Source organism: Kocuria sp. MNB10 (genome assembly GCF_054073685.1).
In genome coordinates, this window is record NZ_CM133411.1 from 26606 (window position 1) to 42180 (window position 15575).

12 protein-coding genes are annotated in these 15575 nt (G+C 70.2%); 2 read left to right on the forward strand and 10 right to left on the reverse strand.

Features of this window, described 5'->3' with window-relative positions:
* Window positions 1-36 precede the first annotated feature (36 nt).
* From dtd to hisS, 3 genes are all read right to left on the reverse strand, one after another.
* Complete coding sequence (gene dtd / locus ACW9PK_RS00120; RefSeq protein WP_368835259.1) at window positions 37-489, reverse strand: D-aminoacyl-tRNA deacylase; 453 nt, start codon at window positions 487-489, stop codon at window positions 37-39.
* Window positions 490-593: 104 nt separating this feature from the next.
* Window positions 594-2411, reverse strand: coding sequence for an aspartate--tRNA ligase (gene aspS / locus ACW9PK_RS00125; RefSeq protein ID WP_368835258.1), 1818 nt, complete (start codon window positions 2409-2411; stop codon window positions 594-596).
* Window positions 2412-2606: 195 nt separating this feature from the next.
* On the reverse strand, window positions 2607-3962 hold the full coding sequence (gene hisS, locus ACW9PK_RS00130) for a histidine--tRNA ligase (RefSeq protein ID WP_144931833.1): 1356 nt from the start codon (window positions 3960-3962) through the stop codon (window positions 2607-2609).
* Window positions 3963-4214: 252 nt separating this feature from the next.
* On the opposite strand from hisS, the gene ACW9PK_RS00135 reads away from it, so the two are divergent.
* Both ACW9PK_RS00135 and ACW9PK_RS00140 read left to right on the forward strand, forming a co-directional pair.
* Window positions 4215-5657 (forward strand): DUF349 domain-containing protein, encoded by a 1443-nt coding sequence (locus ACW9PK_RS00135; protein WP_457016192.1) that lies wholly within the window; start codon window positions 4215-4217, stop codon window positions 5655-5657.
* 226 nt (window positions 5658-5883) lie between these two features.
* Entirely contained in the window at window positions 5884-6507 is a 624-nt protein-coding gene (locus ACW9PK_RS00140) for a type IV toxin-antitoxin system AbiEi family antitoxin (protein WP_085106003.1), read from the forward strand.
* Here the strand turns inward: ACW9PK_RS00140 and ACW9PK_RS00145 are convergent.
* The 7 genes from ACW9PK_RS00145 to ACW9PK_RS00175 form a co-directional block, all read right to left on the reverse strand.
* Complete coding sequence (locus tag ACW9PK_RS00145) at window positions 6497-8950, reverse strand: RelA/SpoT family protein (protein WP_457016193.1); 2454 nt, start codon at window positions 8948-8950, stop codon at window positions 6497-6499. The genes ACW9PK_RS00140 and ACW9PK_RS00145 overlap by 11 nt on opposite strands.
* Window positions 8951-9212: 262 nt before the next feature.
* The gene (secF, locus tag ACW9PK_RS00150) at window positions 9213-10247 is read right to left on the reverse strand and encodes a protein translocase subunit SecF (RefSeq protein WP_035961645.1); all 1035 of its coding nucleotides are present in this window, start codon (window positions 10245-10247) and stop codon (window positions 9213-9215) included.
* Window positions 10244-12172 carry a protein translocase subunit SecD gene (secD, locus tag ACW9PK_RS00155; RefSeq protein WP_457016194.1) on the reverse strand — a complete coding sequence of 643 codons (1929 nt, stop codon included), beginning with the start codon at window positions 12170-12172 and terminating at the stop codon, window positions 10244-10246. The genes secF and secD overlap by 4 nt, the downstream gene beginning before the upstream one ends.
* A gap of 95 nt (window positions 12173-12267) precedes the next feature.
* Window positions 12268-12840, reverse strand: coding sequence for a preprotein translocase subunit YajC (locus ACW9PK_RS00160; RefSeq protein ID WP_239318365.1), 573 nt, complete (start codon window positions 12838-12840; stop codon window positions 12268-12270).
* A gap of 104 nt (window positions 12841-12944) precedes the next feature.
* Window positions 12945-14045 (reverse strand): Holliday junction branch migration DNA helicase RuvB, encoded by a 1101-nt coding sequence (ruvB, locus tag ACW9PK_RS00165; protein WP_193519635.1) that lies wholly within the window; start codon window positions 14043-14045, stop codon window positions 12945-12947.
* 2 nt (window positions 14046-14047) lie between these two features.
* Window positions 14048-14689: a Holliday junction branch migration protein RuvA gene (gene ruvA / locus ACW9PK_RS00170; protein WP_064845905.1), complete on the reverse strand. Its 642-nt coding sequence runs from the start codon at window positions 14687-14689 to the stop codon at window positions 14048-14050.
* A gap of 183 nt (window positions 14690-14872) precedes the next feature.
* Window positions 14873-15511 (reverse strand): crossover junction endodeoxyribonuclease RuvC, encoded by a 639-nt coding sequence (locus tag ACW9PK_RS00175; RefSeq protein ID WP_457017240.1) that lies wholly within the window; start codon window positions 15509-15511, stop codon window positions 14873-14875.
* Window positions 15512-15575 lie beyond the last annotated feature (64 nt).

Genomic DNA, 15575 nt, shown 5'->3' on the forward strand with positions numbered 1-15575 from the left:
ACTGCCCGCCCCGGACACGCACGGGCCGCCGCGGGTTCAGCCGCGACGCGGGCGCTGCAGCTCGTCGCTGTCCACCACGAGGGTCACGGGCCCGTCGTTGATGAGCGAGACCTCCATGTGCGCACCGAACTCCCCGGTCTCCACCGGCAGACCGCGCTCACGCAGCGCCGCCACGAATGCCTCGAAGAGGGGTTCGCTCACGTCCCCGGGGGCGGCGCGGGACCACGACGGTCGGCGCCCCTTCCGGACGTCCCCGTACAGCGTGAACTGGCTGACCACGAGCACCGGGGCCGAGCGGTCCTCGCACGAGGTCTCCCCCGGCAGGATGCGCAGTCCCGCGATCTTGACCGCGAGCTGCGCGGCGATCTCCGGGGTGTCCGAGTGGGTGACCCCCACGAGCGCGACGAGCCCGGGGCCGGTGATCTCGCCCGTGACCCGTTCACCCACGGTGACACGGGCCCGCGACGCCACTTGCAGCACGATTCTCATGGCGTCAGTCCATCACACTCGCGCGGCGGGGCCACCGACCTCGGGGTGACATCCCGGATCGGCGGCCCCGCAGCGCGTAGCGACGGTGTCACGTGTCGATGGCGTTACTTCGCGTCGCCGCCCTTGTCGGCGGAGGCTGCCTCGCGCGGCGCCTCGGCCTTCTTGGGCTCGGGCTTGGCGTCCACGCCGGCTTCCTTGCGCTGCTGCGCCGTGATGGGCGCAGGCGCGGCGGTCAGGGGGTCGTAGCCGTTGCCGGTCTTGGGGAACGCGATGACGTCCCGGATGGACTCGGTGCCCGCGAGCAGCGCGACCACGCGGTCCCAGCCGAAGGCGATGCCGCCGTGCGGGGGCGCGCCGAACTGGAAGGCGTCCAGCAGGAAGCCGAACTTCTCCCGGGCGTCCTCCTCGCTGAGCCCCATCACGCGGAACACGCGGTCCTGCACGTCCCGGCGGTGGATGCGGATGGAACCGCCGCCGATCTCGTTGCCGTTGCACACGATGTCGTACGCGTAGGCCAGCGCGGAGCCGGGGTCCGTGTCGAAGGTGTCCATGAACTCGGGCTTGGGGGACGTGAACGCGTGGTGCACGGCCGTCCACGCACCGGAGCCCACGGCAACGTCGCCGGACTCGACCGCCTCGGACGCGGGCTCGAACAGCGGCGCGTCCACGATCCACACGAAGGCCCAGTCATTCTCGTCGATCAGGCCCACGCGATGGCCGATCTCCACGCGCGCGGCACCGAGCAGCGCGCGGGAGGTCTTGGCCCCGCCCGCGGCGAAGAACACGCAGTCGCCGGGCTTCGCGCCCACGGCCTCCGCGAGTCCGGCCTTCTCCTCCTCCGAGATGTTCTTGGCCACCGACCCGGCGATCTCGCCGTCCTCCTTGAACAGCACGTAGGCGAGGCCCTTGGCGCCGCGCTGCTTGGCCCACTCCTGCCACGCGTCGAGCTGGCGGCGGGGCTGGGATGCACCGCCTGGCATGACCACGGCACCCACGTACGGGGCCTGGAACACGCGGAACGGGGTGTCCTTGAAGTACTCGGTGAGCTCCGTGAGCTTCAGGTCGAAGCGCAGGTCCGGCTTGTCGGAGCCGTAGTCGGCCATGGCCTGGGCGTAGGTCATGCGCGGGATGGGGGTCGAGACGTCCACGCCTATCAGAGCCCACAGGGACTTCACGATCTGCTCGCCCAGGGCGATGACATCGTCCTCCTCCACGAAGGAGGCCTCAACGTCCAGCTGGGTGAACTCGGGCTGGCGGTCCGCGCGGAAGTCCTCGTCCCGGTAGCAGCGGGCGATCTGGAAGTACTTCTCGATCCCGCCCACCTGCAGCAGCTGTTTGAACAGCTGCGGGGACTGCGGCAGCGCATACCAGGAGCCCGGGGACAGCCGTGCCGGCACCACGAAGTCACGCGCGCCCTCGGGAGTGGAACGGGTGAGGGTGGGGGTCTCCACCTCGGTGAAGCCCTGCTCGTGCAGCAGGGTGCGGGCCACCCGGTTGACCTCGGAACGCAGCCGCATGATGCGGGCGGGCTGCGGGCGGCGCAGGTCCAGGTAGCGGTACTTCAGGCGGGCTTCCTCGCCCACCTCCACGTGCTCGTCGATCTGGAACGGCAGGGGGGCCGCGGTGTTGAGCACGGTGAGCTCATCCACCATGACCTCGACCTCACCGGAGGGCAGGTTGGGGTTCTCGTTGCCCTCGGGGCGGCGCTCCACGGTGCCCGTGACCTGCAGGACGTACTCGTTGCGCAGCTGGTGGAACTGCTCCTCGTCACGCACCACGACCTGCGCCACGCCGGAGGCGTCACGCAGGTCCACGAACGCCACGCCGCCGTGGTCGCGGCGCCGGCCGACCCAGCCCGCCAGAGTGACGGTCTGTCCAATGTTCTCGACGGTCAACGTGCCGAGTTCATGCGTTCGCAACAAGTGCATTCACCTTTTCAATCAATGGGATGGTCGGGATCGCGGGCCGGCGGAGCGCGTCGCACCGAGTGCCCGCGGAGCCGCACCGGATCGGGCGCCCCGGAGCAGGGCGTGCTCCCGTCCCCGCGAGTCTACAAGCCGTCGCGCGCGGGCACGGCCGTCGCGCGCGGGCACGCCTCTCGGAGGACAGAGCCGGCGTCAGTCGTTCGTGGTGGCCGCGCGCAGCACCGTGGCGTGCAGGTCCTCGGCGGGCGGCTGCCACGATGCGGGGTCCGCGGCCACCTGCTCGCCCGAGCGGATGTCCTTGACCTCGTGGGTCGGGCTCCCGTCCTCGGCCACCGAGGAGAACCACACGAACGGGATGCCGCGGCGCTCGGCGTAGCGGATCTGCTTGCCGAACTTCTGAGCCGTGGCGGCCACCTCGGTCGCGATCCCGCGAGCGCGCAACTGCCCGGCGACGTCCTGCGCGGCGGACCACGATGCGTCGTCGTTCAGGGCCACGAGGACCGCGGAGGGCACCGAACGGGAGGCCTGGGCCATGGAGCGGGACAGGATCCGGGTGACCAACCGGGTCACACCGATTGACAGGCCCACACCGGGGTAAGTCTTCTTCCCGGAGGACGCGAGGGACTCGTAGCGACCACCTGAGCACACGGAACCGAGCTGTTCGTGACCCACGAGGACCGTTTCGTACACGGTGCCTGTGTAGTAGTCCAGACCGCGGGCGATGGACAGGTCCGCCACGACCTTGCCGGGGGCGCGGCGGGAGGCCTCCCCCACGACCTCGGCGAGTTCGTTCAGGCCTTCGTCCAGCAGGTTGTTGCTCACACCGAGTTCCCGCACGCGCTCCACGAAGGACGTGTCCTCGGTGCGGATCGCCGCGAGGGACAGCGCGGCCTCCGCCTGCTCGGGCGTGGCACCCACCGTGTCCTGGAGATTCCGGGAGACCTGCTCGGCGCCGATCTTTTCGAGTTTGTCGATCTCACGCAGCACCGCGGGGGCGTCAGTGAGACCCACACCGCGGTAGAAACCCTCGGCGAGCTTGCGGTTGTTGACCCGCAGTACGAACGGCGGGATGGGCAGCTCGGACAGCGCCTCGATCATCACGAGCGCGAGCTCCACGTCGTAGCGGAACGCGAGCGTGCCGTCCCCCACCACGTCGATGTCCGCCTGGGTGAACTCGCGCGCCCGGCCCTCCTGGGGGCGCTCGCCGCGCCACACCTTCTGGATCTGGTAGCGGCGGAATGGGAACGTGAGGTAGCCACTGTTCTCCACGACGTAGCGGGCGAACGGCACGGTCAGGTCGAAGTGCAGCGCCAGCGCGTCCTCGCGGGAGGAGTCCTCGTCCTGTTGCAGCCGGGAGACCCCGTAGACCTCCTTGTCGATCTCACCCTTGCGCAGCAACTGCTCCACGGTCTCCACCGCGCGCGTCTCGATCGAGGAGAAGCCGTGGAGTTCGAAGGTCCTGCGCAGGGAGTCCAGCACGTGTTGCTCCACGATCCGTTCCTCCGGGAGCCATTCGGGGAAACCGGACAGAGACGTGGTGCGGGCCATGGGTGGGAACTCCTCGGTAGTGGGTCTCGGGCGGTCCGGGGCTCGGCCTGTGCGCCGTGGAAGCCCCGGGCGGCGAGGCGTCGTCGTACGAGCAACCCCCGGAACCGGGGCATGCGCGAGCGCGGACGGTGTCAGCTGCCAGTCTAAGCCGCGCGGCTCGATAGGATGGCCGGTGTCCACCATGGGAAACCCCACCGCGACGCCCGCAGCTGCGGGCAGCGCCGGCGGGGTCGTGCAGAAAGAGTTGTAGCGGTGACAGAACGTCCTGAATCCGACGACCGCCGTCCCGTCCCGGGACCGGCCACCCCCACGGCGTCCGCGCCCAGGCCCGCGGCGCCGTCGACCCCCAAACCCACCCCGAACGCGGCACCCGCGCCCGCACCGGCGGCGGCTCAGCCACGTCCCGCGGAGGGCACCCACGCCGCGCTCGCCCCGGCCGATTCCGTGGAACGCGCTCGGGCCTTCGGCCGCGCGGACGAGAACGGCACCGTGTACGTGAGCGTGCAGGGCACCGAGTACGCGTGCGGGCAGTTCCCGGACGCCACACCGGACGAGGCGCTCGCGTACTTCGCGCGCAAGTTCGACGACGCCGAGGCGCAGGTCGCACTGCTTGAACAGCGCATCGCCGCCAAGGCACCCGCCGGTGACATGCGCAAGACCGTGGACCACGTGCGCGAGCAGGTGGACGCGCACACCATGGTGGGCGATCTCACGGATCTCTCCACGCGCCTGGATACCCTCGAGGACGCGATCAAGGTGGCTCTGAACCGCGAACGCGAGGAGACCAAGGCCGCCAAGGCGCAGCAGCTCGCGCACCGCACCGCGATCGTGGAGGCCGCCGAGGAGGTCGCCGCGCAGGATCCCGCCAAGACGCAGTGGAAGCACTCGTCCGCGCGCATGGCGGAGCTGTTCTCGCAGTGGCAGGACCACCAGCGCTCTGGCGGACGCCTGTCCAAATCGGACGAGGACGCCCTGTGGAAGCGCTTCCGCAAGGCCCGCACCACGTTCGACCGGCACCGCAAGGCCTTCTTCTCGTCCCTGGACGAGACCAACGCCAAGGCCAAGCGCGTCAAGGAGGGCCTGATCAAGGAGGCCGAGGCGTTGTCCTCGTCCACCGAGTGGGGTGAGACCGCCGGGAAGTACCGAGAGCTCATGGACCGGTGGAAGGAGGCCCCGCGCGCGTCCCGCAAGGAGGACGACGCCTTGTGGGCTCGGTTCCGCGCCGCCCAGGACGCGTTCTTCTCCGCGCGCACCGCCGCGAACGAGCGGATCGATCAGGAGTACGCGGGCAACCTCACGGTCAAGGAGCAGCTGCTCGCCGAGGCCAAGCAGATCCTGCCCGTCAAGGACCTCGACGCCGCCAAGAAGCAGCTCGCGTCCGTCCAGCAGCGCTGGGAGGAGGCCGGTAAGGTCCCGCGCGCCCACATGCGCCGCGTGGAGAACGAACTGCGCGCCGTGGAGGACGCCGTGAAGAAGGCCGAGGACGACCGCTGGCGGCGCACCGACCCCGAGACCAAGGCGCGCTCCAACTCCATGCTGTCCCAGCTGGAGAACAAGATCGCCGATCAGCGCGCTGCCCTCGAGGCCGCCCGTGCGGGTGGCAACACCAAGAAGGCCGCGTCACTCGAGAAGGACCTGGCCACGAGCGAGCAGTGGCTCGCCACGCTGCAGGCCACGGCGTCCGAACTGCGCTGATCTTCTGCCGCTGACTGCAGGAACGCCCCCGTCCCCGGTTTGCCGGGACGGGGGCGTTCCACTGGTTCCTAAGGGTGGGGGCGTTCCTCGCCTCGGCGCGCGATGCGTACGGCACCGGCCCGCGCACCGTGGCGTGGGAGCGCGCCGCAGGTCTCGGTCCACGGGCGTTCTCCACAATCGGTGCGCTGCCCTGCCCTTCCAGTACGCCGTGGGGTGGGATGGGTCCATGACCTCCGTGCTCACCGCTCGCGGCACCACCGCGCCCCTCGTCCTGCTCCCGGGCCACCCGTTCAGCCGCGCCGAACTGAGCGCGATGACCGAGGACGGTTTGTTGCGCCGCGAACTGCTCGACGCCTACGTACCTGCGACCACCGCCCCCACGCTCCAGTTAAGAGCCACGGTGGTGAGCAGGGTCGTGCCCGGGCACCTGCAACGGCGGGGTGTGCTGGGGCGGCTCGGAGCCGCGTGGTTCTACCGCTGCGCGCCCGAGCCCTCGCCCGTGACGATCCTCGTGGACAAGTCCGCGCGCACAACCACCACGGTGCCGCCGGGCCTCGTGATCCACCAGACGGGGTTCGCGCCGCGGGACCTCGTGGTCCACCACGGCATCACACTGACCACTCCCCTGCGCACGGCCGTGGACCTCGCGATACACGTCACCGGCCCGGCCGGCGACGCCGCTCTGCTCGCCCTACTGAGCGCACCGCGCCTGCACTGCTCACCGCAGCATCTGCTCGCCGAACTCGAGGCCCTGGCAAAGCTGCCGGGGCGCCGGGTCGCGATCGCCCGCGTCCGCAAGCTCGCACGGGCGCTCGAGGCCGGACGCGCGGGCGGACCCGTCAAGAGTTGACCGGGCGGTGTCCCGAGGTGCGGTAGACGTCGTAGACGCCGTCGATCCGGCGCACCTGGTTGAGCACGTGGTCCAGGTAGCGGGTGTCCCCCATCTCGAACGAGAACCGGGAGATCGCCAACCGGGACCGCGAGGTGTGCACCTGGGCCGAGAGGATGTTCACGTGGTTCTCCGACAGCGCCTTGGTCACGTCATAGAGCAGGGATTTGCGGTCGAGGGCCTCCACCTGAATCTCCACGAGGAACAGGGAGGACTGGGTGGGCGCCCACGAGACGTCCTTGATCCGGTCGTCGTCCTCCGGGATGACCCGCATGTTGGCGCAGTCCTTGCGGTGCACTGAGATCCCGGACCCGCGCGTGACGAAACCCACGATCTCGTCCGGGGGCACCGGGGTGCAGCACCGGGCGATCTTGACGTAGACGTCCGAGGCCCCCTGCACGAGCACACCCGCGTCCACGACGCCGGAGCGCACGGGCTGGGTCACCCGCGTGGTCTCGGCGAGGTCCTCCTCGGTGCCCTCGGCACCGCCCAGGTGTTGCAACAACTTGTCGACGACCTGGTGGGCGCCCACGGCGTCCGAACCGATGGCTTCGTAGAGCGCCGCCACGTCGCCGCGGTTGAAGTCCTGGGCCACCGCGAGCAGCGCTTCGCTCGTGACCGTGCGCTGCAGCGGGAGCTGGTGTTTGCGCAGCGCCCGGGTGAGCTGGTCCTTGCCCCGTTCGATCGCTTCCTCGCGGCGTTCCTTGGAGAACCACTGCCGGATCTTGGTGCGCGCCCGCGGGGAGCCCACGAACTTGAGCCAGTCCTGGGACGGAGCGGCCTGTTCCGACTTGGACGTGAGGATCTCCACGCGGTCCCCGTGCTGCAGCCGGGAGGACAGCGGGGCGAGCTTGCCGTTGACGCGCGCGCCGATCGTGCGGTTGCCCACCTCGGTGTGCACCGCGTACGCGAAGTCCACCGGCGTGGACCCCGTGGGCAGGGCCATGACCTCGCCCTTGGGCGTGAACACGTACACCTCGGCGGTGTTGATCTGATAGCGCAGCGAATCCAGGAAGTCCGAGGAGTCCTTGGCCTCCTCCTGCCACGACACCAGGGAGCTGAGCCAGTTCAGCTCACCCTCCTTGGCCTTGGGAGTCGCGGAGTTCGCCTGGTTGACCTTGTCCTTGTACTTCCAGTGCGCGGCCACGCCGTACTCGGCGCGGCGGTGCATCTCATGGGTGCGGATCTGGATCTCCACGGGACGCCCCGCGGGCCCGATCACCGTGGTGTGCAAGGACTGGTACATATTAAACTTGGGCATGGCGATGTAGTCCTTGAACCGCCCGGGCAGCGGCCGCCACTTGGCATGCAGCACGCCCAACGCCGCATAGCATTCGCGCACGGAGTTCACGAGCACGCGCGCGGCCTGCAGGTCGTGGATCTCGTCGAAGTCCTTACCCCGCACGATCATCTTCTGGTAGATCGAGTAGTAGTGCTTCGGCCGGCCCGTGATGGTGGCCTCGATCCCGGAGGCGTCCAGCGCTTCGGCGATCTGACCGCGGATCTCCGCGAGGTGCCGCTCGCGCTCGGGGGTGCGCTCCCCCACCATGCGCACGATCTCCTCGTACACTTTGGGGTGCAGGGCCGCGAAGGACAGGTCCTCGAGCTCCCACTTGATCGTGTTCATGCCCAGTCGGTGGGCCAAAGGAGCGAAGATCTCGAGGGTCTCGCGCGCCTTGCGCCCGGAGGACTCGGAGGAGACGAAGCGCCAGGTCCGGGCATTGTGCAAACGGTCCGCGAGTTTGATGACCAGCACACGGATGTCCTTGGCCATGGCCACGATCATCTTGCGCACGGTTTCCGCCTGCGCGTTCTCCCCGTACTGGATCTTGTCCAGCTTGGTCACGCCGTCCACGAGCGCGGCGACCTCCTCGCCGAACTCCTCGCGCACTTGCTCGAGCGTGTAGGACGTGTCCTCCACGGTGTCGTGCAGCAGACCGGCCACGAGCGTGGCACCGGTCATCCCGAGTTCCGCGAGGATCGTGGTCACGGCCACCGGGTGGGTGATGTACGGGTCCCCGGACTTGCGCTTCTGTCCCTCGTGGTGGGTGTCCGCGACCGTGAAGGCCCGCTCCAGGACCGAGAGGTCCTCCTCGGGATGGGTGTTCTGCACCGTGCGCAGCAGGGGCACCAGGATGGGCGAGCTCGGGACCGATTCACCGCTGAGCACCGAGAGGGTCGAGCGGGTGCGTTCGCTGCGCCCCGGGAAGACCGCCCGCCCGAACACGGACCGAGAGGCGGGCAGGACGAAGTGGGTGCCCCCAAAGTCACCGCGCGCCGCACTCGGGCGAGCGGGCGGGGCGGCATTAGGACGGGACGCCTCCTGAGCGGAGGGCGCGCCGGAGGACGTGACCGCGGAGCCCACGGGTGCCTGGGCACCACCGTTCTCGGACTGGCTGGACATGATCCGTGGCCTCCTCATCGTCGCCGCGACCGCGGGAGGCCGGACATGAGCCCCCGCGGGCTGATGTCCCAGTCTAAGCCCGCGCCGACACGCCGCGGACAACGGTGCCGGTGTGCCGCGGACGCAGTAAGGACGTGCCGCGGACGCATTGCTCACCTGCCGCGGACGCGGTACCGAGCGACGTCGCCGCCCGCACCGTTCGGTCACGGCGCACGTGGCCGGTCACGCCATGCGCGACCGGCCACGAGTGCGAGGTGTCGCGTCAGACCGCGACGGGATCCGCGCTCACCGGAGGGGCCTCGCCCGTGCGGTGTTCGAGCACCCGGCGGGTCTGCTCCCGCACGCCGGGTTCGCGGTCGCGCAACCACGAGTACAGGGGCGCGGCGACGAACAGCGTGGCGAGCGTGCCCACGATGATGCCCACGAACAGGGACAGCGAGAGGTCCTTCAACGTTCCGGCCCCGAGCAGGTAAGCACCGATGAACAGGATGGACCCCACGGGGAGGATGCCCACCACGGACGTGTTGATCGAGCGCACGAGGGTCTGGTTCACGGCCAGGTTGACCTGTTCCCCGAACGTGCGTTTCCTGCGTTCCTCGGGCGCGCTGCCGTCCACGAGCCCCGCGGTGTTCTCACGCACCTTGTCGAAGACCACCACGGAGTCGTAGAGCGAGTAGGACAGCACCGTGAGGAAGCCGATCACCGCGGAGGGGGTGATCTCGAAGCCCACCAGGGAGTAGACACCCGCGGTGATGACGATCGTGAAGAGCATGGCGGCGATCGCGGACACGGACATCTTCCACGTGCGGAAGTACAGCGCCATGAGTGCGAGCGCGAGCACCACGAAGATCACGAGCCCCCACAGGGCCTGCCGGGTCACGCCCTGGCCCCACGTGGGTCCCACGAAGTTGGAGGTCACCTGGTCCTCGCCCACGCCGTAGGCGTCCTGCAGCTTGTTCTTCAGGGTCAGGGTCTGGTCGTCGTCGAGTTGCTGGGTCTGCACCCGCACGGTGCCCGGGGCGATGTTCGTCACGGTGGCTTCGTGGGCACCGGGGGTCTCGGCGACCGCCCGCTCGCCCAGGGAGACGTCCGTGGTGGACACGTCCGAGACCGTGAACTCGGAGCCGCCCGTGAAGTCGATCCCCAGGTTGAACCCGCCCTTGATCACGGGGATCAGCACGGAGATCACCACGAGGGCCAGGCTCACGGCGAGCCACGGTCCCCGCTTCTGGACGAAGGGGTAGGACGTGCGCCCGCTGTGCAGGTCGTTGCCGAAACGCGCGAGTCGGTTGCTCATCGCTGGGTCTCCTCGGAATCGGGACGGGCGGTGGCCGCGGTCGCGCCGGCGGACGCGTTCCCGTCGGGTTCGGCGGCGGACGGCGGCGCTGCGGACGACGGCGCTGGGCTCGCTTGCTGTGCCGCGCGGCGTCGTCGTTCGGCGATCGTGAGACCGTCACCGTCCTCGGGGCTGCGCAGCCGGCCGGCGCCGCGGTAGAGCGGGACGGCGTCGAGCGCTTCGGGGTCCAGACCGGAGTGCCGCGCGCCGTTGCCGAAGTAGCGGGTGCGCGCGAGCAACACCATGACCGGGTGGGTGAACAGGAACACGACCAGCAGGTCTGCGATCGCGGTGAGACCGAGCGTGAACGCGAAGCCGCGCACGTTGCCCACGGCCACGAAGTAGAGCACCACGGCGGCCAACAGGTTCACGGCCTTGGACGCGAGCACCGTCTGGCGGGCACGTTGCCAGCCGTGGTCCACGGCGGCCGGGATCGTGCGCCCGGCGCGGATCTCGTCACGGATGCGTTCGAAGTAGACGATGAACGAGTCCGCGGTCTGACCGATCGCCACCACGAGACCCGCGACGCCGGCCAGGGACAGCCGGTAGTTCGCGCCCCACCCCAGCAGGGTGATGGCCAGGTAGGTCACGACACCGGCCACGACGAGCGAGGCGATGGTCACGAGACCCAGCCAGCGGTACTGGAACAGCGAGTAGATGCACACGAGCGCCAGACCGATCAGCCCCGCGATGATGCCCATCCGCAACTGGTTGCTGCCCAGGGTCGCGGAGATCTGCTGCTCGGAGTCGATCGAGAAGGACACCGGCAGCGCACCGTACTTCAACTGCTCGGACAGGAACTTGGCCTCGTCCTCGGTGAAGTTGCCGGTGATCTGCGCGCGACCGTCCGTGATCACGGCGTTCATGGTCGGGGCGGAGACCACGGAACCGTCCAGCACGATCGCGAACCGGTTGCGTGCACCGTTCTGCCCGCCCTGGCCGAGCCCGTAGAGCCGCTCGGAGAGTTCCTTGAAGGTCTGCGTGCCCTCGTCGTTGAATTGCAGGTTCACGGCGAACCCGCCCGTCGCGTGGCCCTGGGAGTTGGTCGCCTGGGCGTAGGACGCCGTGGCGATGTCCGTGCCGGGGATCTCGACCGGGCCCAGGATGAACTTGGAGTTGCTCTGCGGATCACACGCCACGATCGCCTTGTCCTGCGGCTGGGAGGCCCGCTCCTCCTGGGGCCGCGGCGCGCTGCAGTCGAGCGCCTCGTACCTGGCGAAGAGATCCCGCGTGACCCACTTGGGGTCGGAGGAGTTCTCGGGCTCACCCTCCGGTTGGGGGATCGACTTGGGGTCGGTGCGCTGGTTCTCCGGGGTGGCCGCGCCGGGACCCGAGACGATCACGGGACGGAACGCCATCTGCGCGGAGGTCTGGATCAGCTCACGCGTCTCGGACGAGGGCACACCGGGCATCGACACCACGATGTTGCGCCCGGACTGCGTGGTGATCTCCGCCTCGGAGACACCTGCACCGTCCACGCGTTGGCGGATGATCTCGACCGCCTGGTCGAGCTGCTCCTGGGAGATGTCCTGACCGGAGTTCTCCCCCTGCAGCGTGGGCGAGAGCACCATCTGTGTACCGCCCTCGAGATCCAGCGCCAGCTTGGGCGCCCACCCGGTGCGGTCGGTCGTCACACCGTAGACGAGCACCCCGGCGAGGATCGCGATCACCGCTGCAAGGGCCACCAGCGCCTTGCGCGCCGCCGACGCCCCCGCCCCGGAGCGGGGGCGCCGCTTCGCGGTACCCGTCCCGTTCCGACCGGACGTGCCGTTCGCCGCTGCGGTCCCGTTCCCGGGGGTCCCCTCCGACGTGCTGGAGGCCTTGGTGCGCCGCCAACGGGACCCGCCACGCGATCCCGGGGTCTGCGCCTTCTTCTCTGCTGCCATTGGTGTCCTTCAACGTGTCCTCGACCGGGGCCGCGGCCCGGTCGACACATGAGAAACGGGCCGAGGTCCTCGGCCCGTGTCCCGGTGGGGGGAAATCAGGTAGTGGGGTTATCGCGATCGTCGCGGTCGCGGGCGTCGCGCCAGGTCCGGTGTGAGGCATCCGGGGCCGCCGCGCCCGGTGTGGTGCCGGGCTGGGTGGTGCCGCGCTGGGTAGTGCCCTGCTCGCCGGCGGCCGTGGAACCGTCCACGGGGTCGACCGGGTCCACGCTCTGCGCCGAACCGGCCGCCTCGGGGGTACCGGCCTGCACGGAGTCCGCCTCGACCACGCCGGGGGCGGCGGTGGCCGCGGACTCGGCGGGCAGCTCGTCCACCACGGTGGTCACGGTCTGGGAGTGCACCGTGACGAGCTGGCCCGGGGAGACCTCCAGGACTGCCTTGTTGTTCTCCCGGTCCATGTCCCGCAGGGTGCCGTAGAGACCGAAGCTCGTCATCACGCGCGTACCCGGCTCCATGGTGGCCTGCTTGGCCTTCATCTGGGCCTGGGCCTTCTTCTGTCGGCGCATGGGCAGCCACAGCAGCAGGACCATGACCACGAGCATCACGGGCAGGAACCATGCGGTTCCGGCGCCGCCACCGGCAGCGTCCTGGGTCTGAGCGAGGATGGTCACGAAGGATCCGTTCTGTCGAGGTGCACGTACAGCGCGACCGGGCACGACTGCGCAGGGGTGCGAAGGTCCCGGCCGATCCTCCCCAGCTTAGGGGATGGATCTGGTCACGTGCTGGACGGATCCTCCGAGTCCGGTTCGGTGGCGAGCGCGGTTTTCAGCGCCGGGTCCTTGAACGCAGCGTGCTCCGGGACGTCGAGTCCCAGGTGCTCCCACGCCGCGGCCATGGCGATCCGCCCGCGCGGGGTGCGACCGAGCAGGCCCTCGCGGACCAGGAATGGTTCCGCGACGGTCTCGACCGTCTCGGTCTCCTCCCCCACGGCGATCGCCAGGGTGGACAACCCCACAGGGCCGCCGTTGAACTTGTTCACCAGGGCCGAGAGCACGTTGCGGTCCAGGCGGTCCAGGCCCCGGGCGTCCACCTCGTACATGTCGAGTGCGGATCCGGCAGCCCGCGCGTCGATACGCTCCACGCCGTGCACGAGCGCCCAGTCCCGCACACGCCGCAGCAATCGGTTGGCGATACGAGGGGTGCCGCGCGAGCGCGATGCGACTTCCGTGAAGGCCTCGCTCGTCATGGTGAGGTCGAGCAGCCCGGCCGAACGGCGCAGCACGAGCTCGAGTTCCTCGACGGAGTAGAACTCCAGGTGACCCGTGAAGCCGAACCGGTCGCGCAGTGGTCCGGGCAGCAGCCCCGCGCGGGTCGTGGCACCCACGAGCGTGAACGGGGGCAGGTCCAGCGGGATGGACGTGGCGCCGGCGCCCTTGCCCACCACGATGTCCACGCGGAAGTCCTCCATGGCCATGTACAGCATTTCCTCCGCGGGCCGGGACATCCGGTGGATCTCGTCCAGGAACAGCACCTCCCCGTGGGTCAGGGAGGACAGGATGGCCGCGAGGTCACCCGCGTGCTGGATCGCAGGGCCGGACGAGATCCGCAGGGGGACGTCCAGCTCCTGCGCGATGATCATGGCCAGGGTCGTCTTGCCGAGGCCCGGGGGCCCGGACAGCAGCACGTGGTCCGCGGTGCGCCCGCGCAGCTTGGAGGCCTCGAGCACGAGCGACAGCTGTGCCCGCACCCGTTTCTGCCCCACGAAGTCGTGCAGGGTCCCCGGGCGCAGGGACGCCTCGAGTTGCTGGTCGTCGTAGTCGCCCTCGGCGCCCACGAGACGCTGTTGGCCCACCGATCCGCGTTCCTCCACGGCCATGCTCACCGCCCCCTGGTCCGCGTGTGGGACGTGGCCTTGGCGGTGCCGAGCCACGACAGCACGGCGCGCAGGATCTCGGCCACGTTGGCGGACTCCGCCAGTTCGGGCTGGGTTTCGAGGGCGTCGTCGATCCCGCGGGCGGCGTCCTTCTCGCTCCAGCCCAGACCCGTGAGGGCGTCCACGACCTGCTCACGCCACACCTGCATGCCGGGCTGTGCACTCTGCTGCGGGGCGGGGTCCGGCAGGACGAGCTTGTCCGCGAGTTCCAGGACGATGCGCCGCGCGGACTTCGGTCCGATCCCGGGGACGGCCGTGAAGGCCTTGTCGTCGCCGGCGGCGATCGCGCGCCGGGCGTCGTCGGGCCCGAGGACGGAGACCGCGGCGAGCGCGGTGCGCGGGCCCACCCCGGAGACCCCGAGCATGACGGAGAAGATCTCCTTCTCGTCCGCCTGGGCGAAACCGAACAGCACCGGGGCCTCGTCCTTGCGCGCGATGTACGCGGTGTGCAGGTGCGCGGTGGCACCGACCCGCAACCCGGCGAGCGTGCGGGGGCTCGCGTTGACCTCGATGCCGAAGCCCGAGACCTCCACCACGGCGAGCGTGGCGCCCACGAAGCGCACCTCACCGGTTATCGAGGCGATCACAGTGCCCCTCCCCTCCCACGGCCGCCGGCCGAGAACGTCGGTGTGCCCGAATGCGCCGCGACCTGGGGGCAGGACGTGGTGCGCCGTTCGAACACGTGTACGAATTCCTGCTCGTCACTGTACCAAGCGCCGGGGACACCCGGAACGCGTGCTCCCGCTCGGGAGGCGGGCCGCAACGGGCGCTCAGGACACCCGGCCGCGCCGCCCGCGGGTACCGGTCGCTGCGCCCGGCGCGCGGGAAGCGGCCGTACCGGATGCGCGGGGCGCGGTGGCACCGGGGGCTCGCGACGCGGTCTCGGCGCGCCGCCACGCCTGCTGTGCCGGAGTGAGGCCAGCACCCCGGCGGGTCTGCACCGGGCGCGAACCCGAGTGGGTGGACGTGCGCTCGGCCGCGTTGACACCGGCCATCCCACCGCGCCACCCGTGGCACACGGCCAGGGCCAGCGCGTCGGCGGCGTCCGCGGGCCGCGGCGGGGCGTCCAGGCGCAGGATGCGCACGACCATGCGGTTGACCGATTCCTTGTCCGCGGAGCCGTCCCCGGTGACCGCGGCCTTGACCTCGGACGGGGTGTGCCACGCGACCGGGATGCCCCGCGCCGCGGCCGCCGCGATCACGACGCCCGTGGCCTGGGCCGTGCCCACGACCGTGGGGGCGTTGTTCTGCGCGAACACGCGTTCCACGGCCACGACGTCCGGGCGGAAGCGGTCCATGAGTTCCTCGGCGGCCCGCATGATCGACAGCACGCGGTGCTCGAGAGCCTCGTGCGCGCGCGTCCCGCTCACCTGGACGTGCACGAACGTGCCGGTTCGCTGCGCGGACATGTCCACCACGGCGAAACCGCACCGGGTGAGACCGGGGTCCACCGCGAGCACGCGCTGTTGGGAC

What these genes read in the sequence shown, in the direction of transcription:
- dtd (WP_368835259.1), bottom strand. Translation starts at nt 489, where the DNA reads ATGAGAATCGTGCTGCAAGTGGCGTCGCGGGCCCGTGTCACCGTGGGT.
- hisS (WP_144931833.1), bottom strand. Translation starts at nt 3,962, where the DNA reads ATGGCCCGCACCACGTCTCTGTCCGGTTTCCCCGAATGGCTCCCGGAG.
- ACW9PK_RS00140 (WP_085106003.1), top strand. Translation starts at nt 5,884, where the DNA reads ATGACCTCCGTGCTCACCGCTCGCGGCACCACCGCGCCCCTCGTCCTG.
- ACW9PK_RS00145 (WP_457016193.1), bottom strand. Translation starts at nt 8,950, where the DNA reads ATGTCCAGCCAGTCCGAGAACGGTGGTGCCCAGGCACCCGTGGGCTCC.
- secF (WP_035961645.1), bottom strand. Translation starts at nt 10,247, where the DNA reads ATGAGCAACCGACTCGCGCGTTTCGGCAACGACCTGCACAGCGGGCGC.
- secD (WP_457016194.1), bottom strand. Translation starts at nt 12,172, where the DNA reads ATGGCAGCAGAGAAGAAGGCGCAGACCCCGGGATCGCGTGGCGGGTCC.
- ruvB (WP_193519635.1), bottom strand. Translation starts at nt 14,045, where the DNA reads ATGGCCGTGGAGGAACGCGGATCGGTGGGCCAACAGCGTCTCGTGGGC.
- ACW9PK_RS00175 (WP_457017240.1), bottom strand. Translation starts at nt 15,511, where the DNA reads ATGTCCGCGCAGCGAACCGGCACGTTCGTGCACGTCCAGGTGAGCGGG.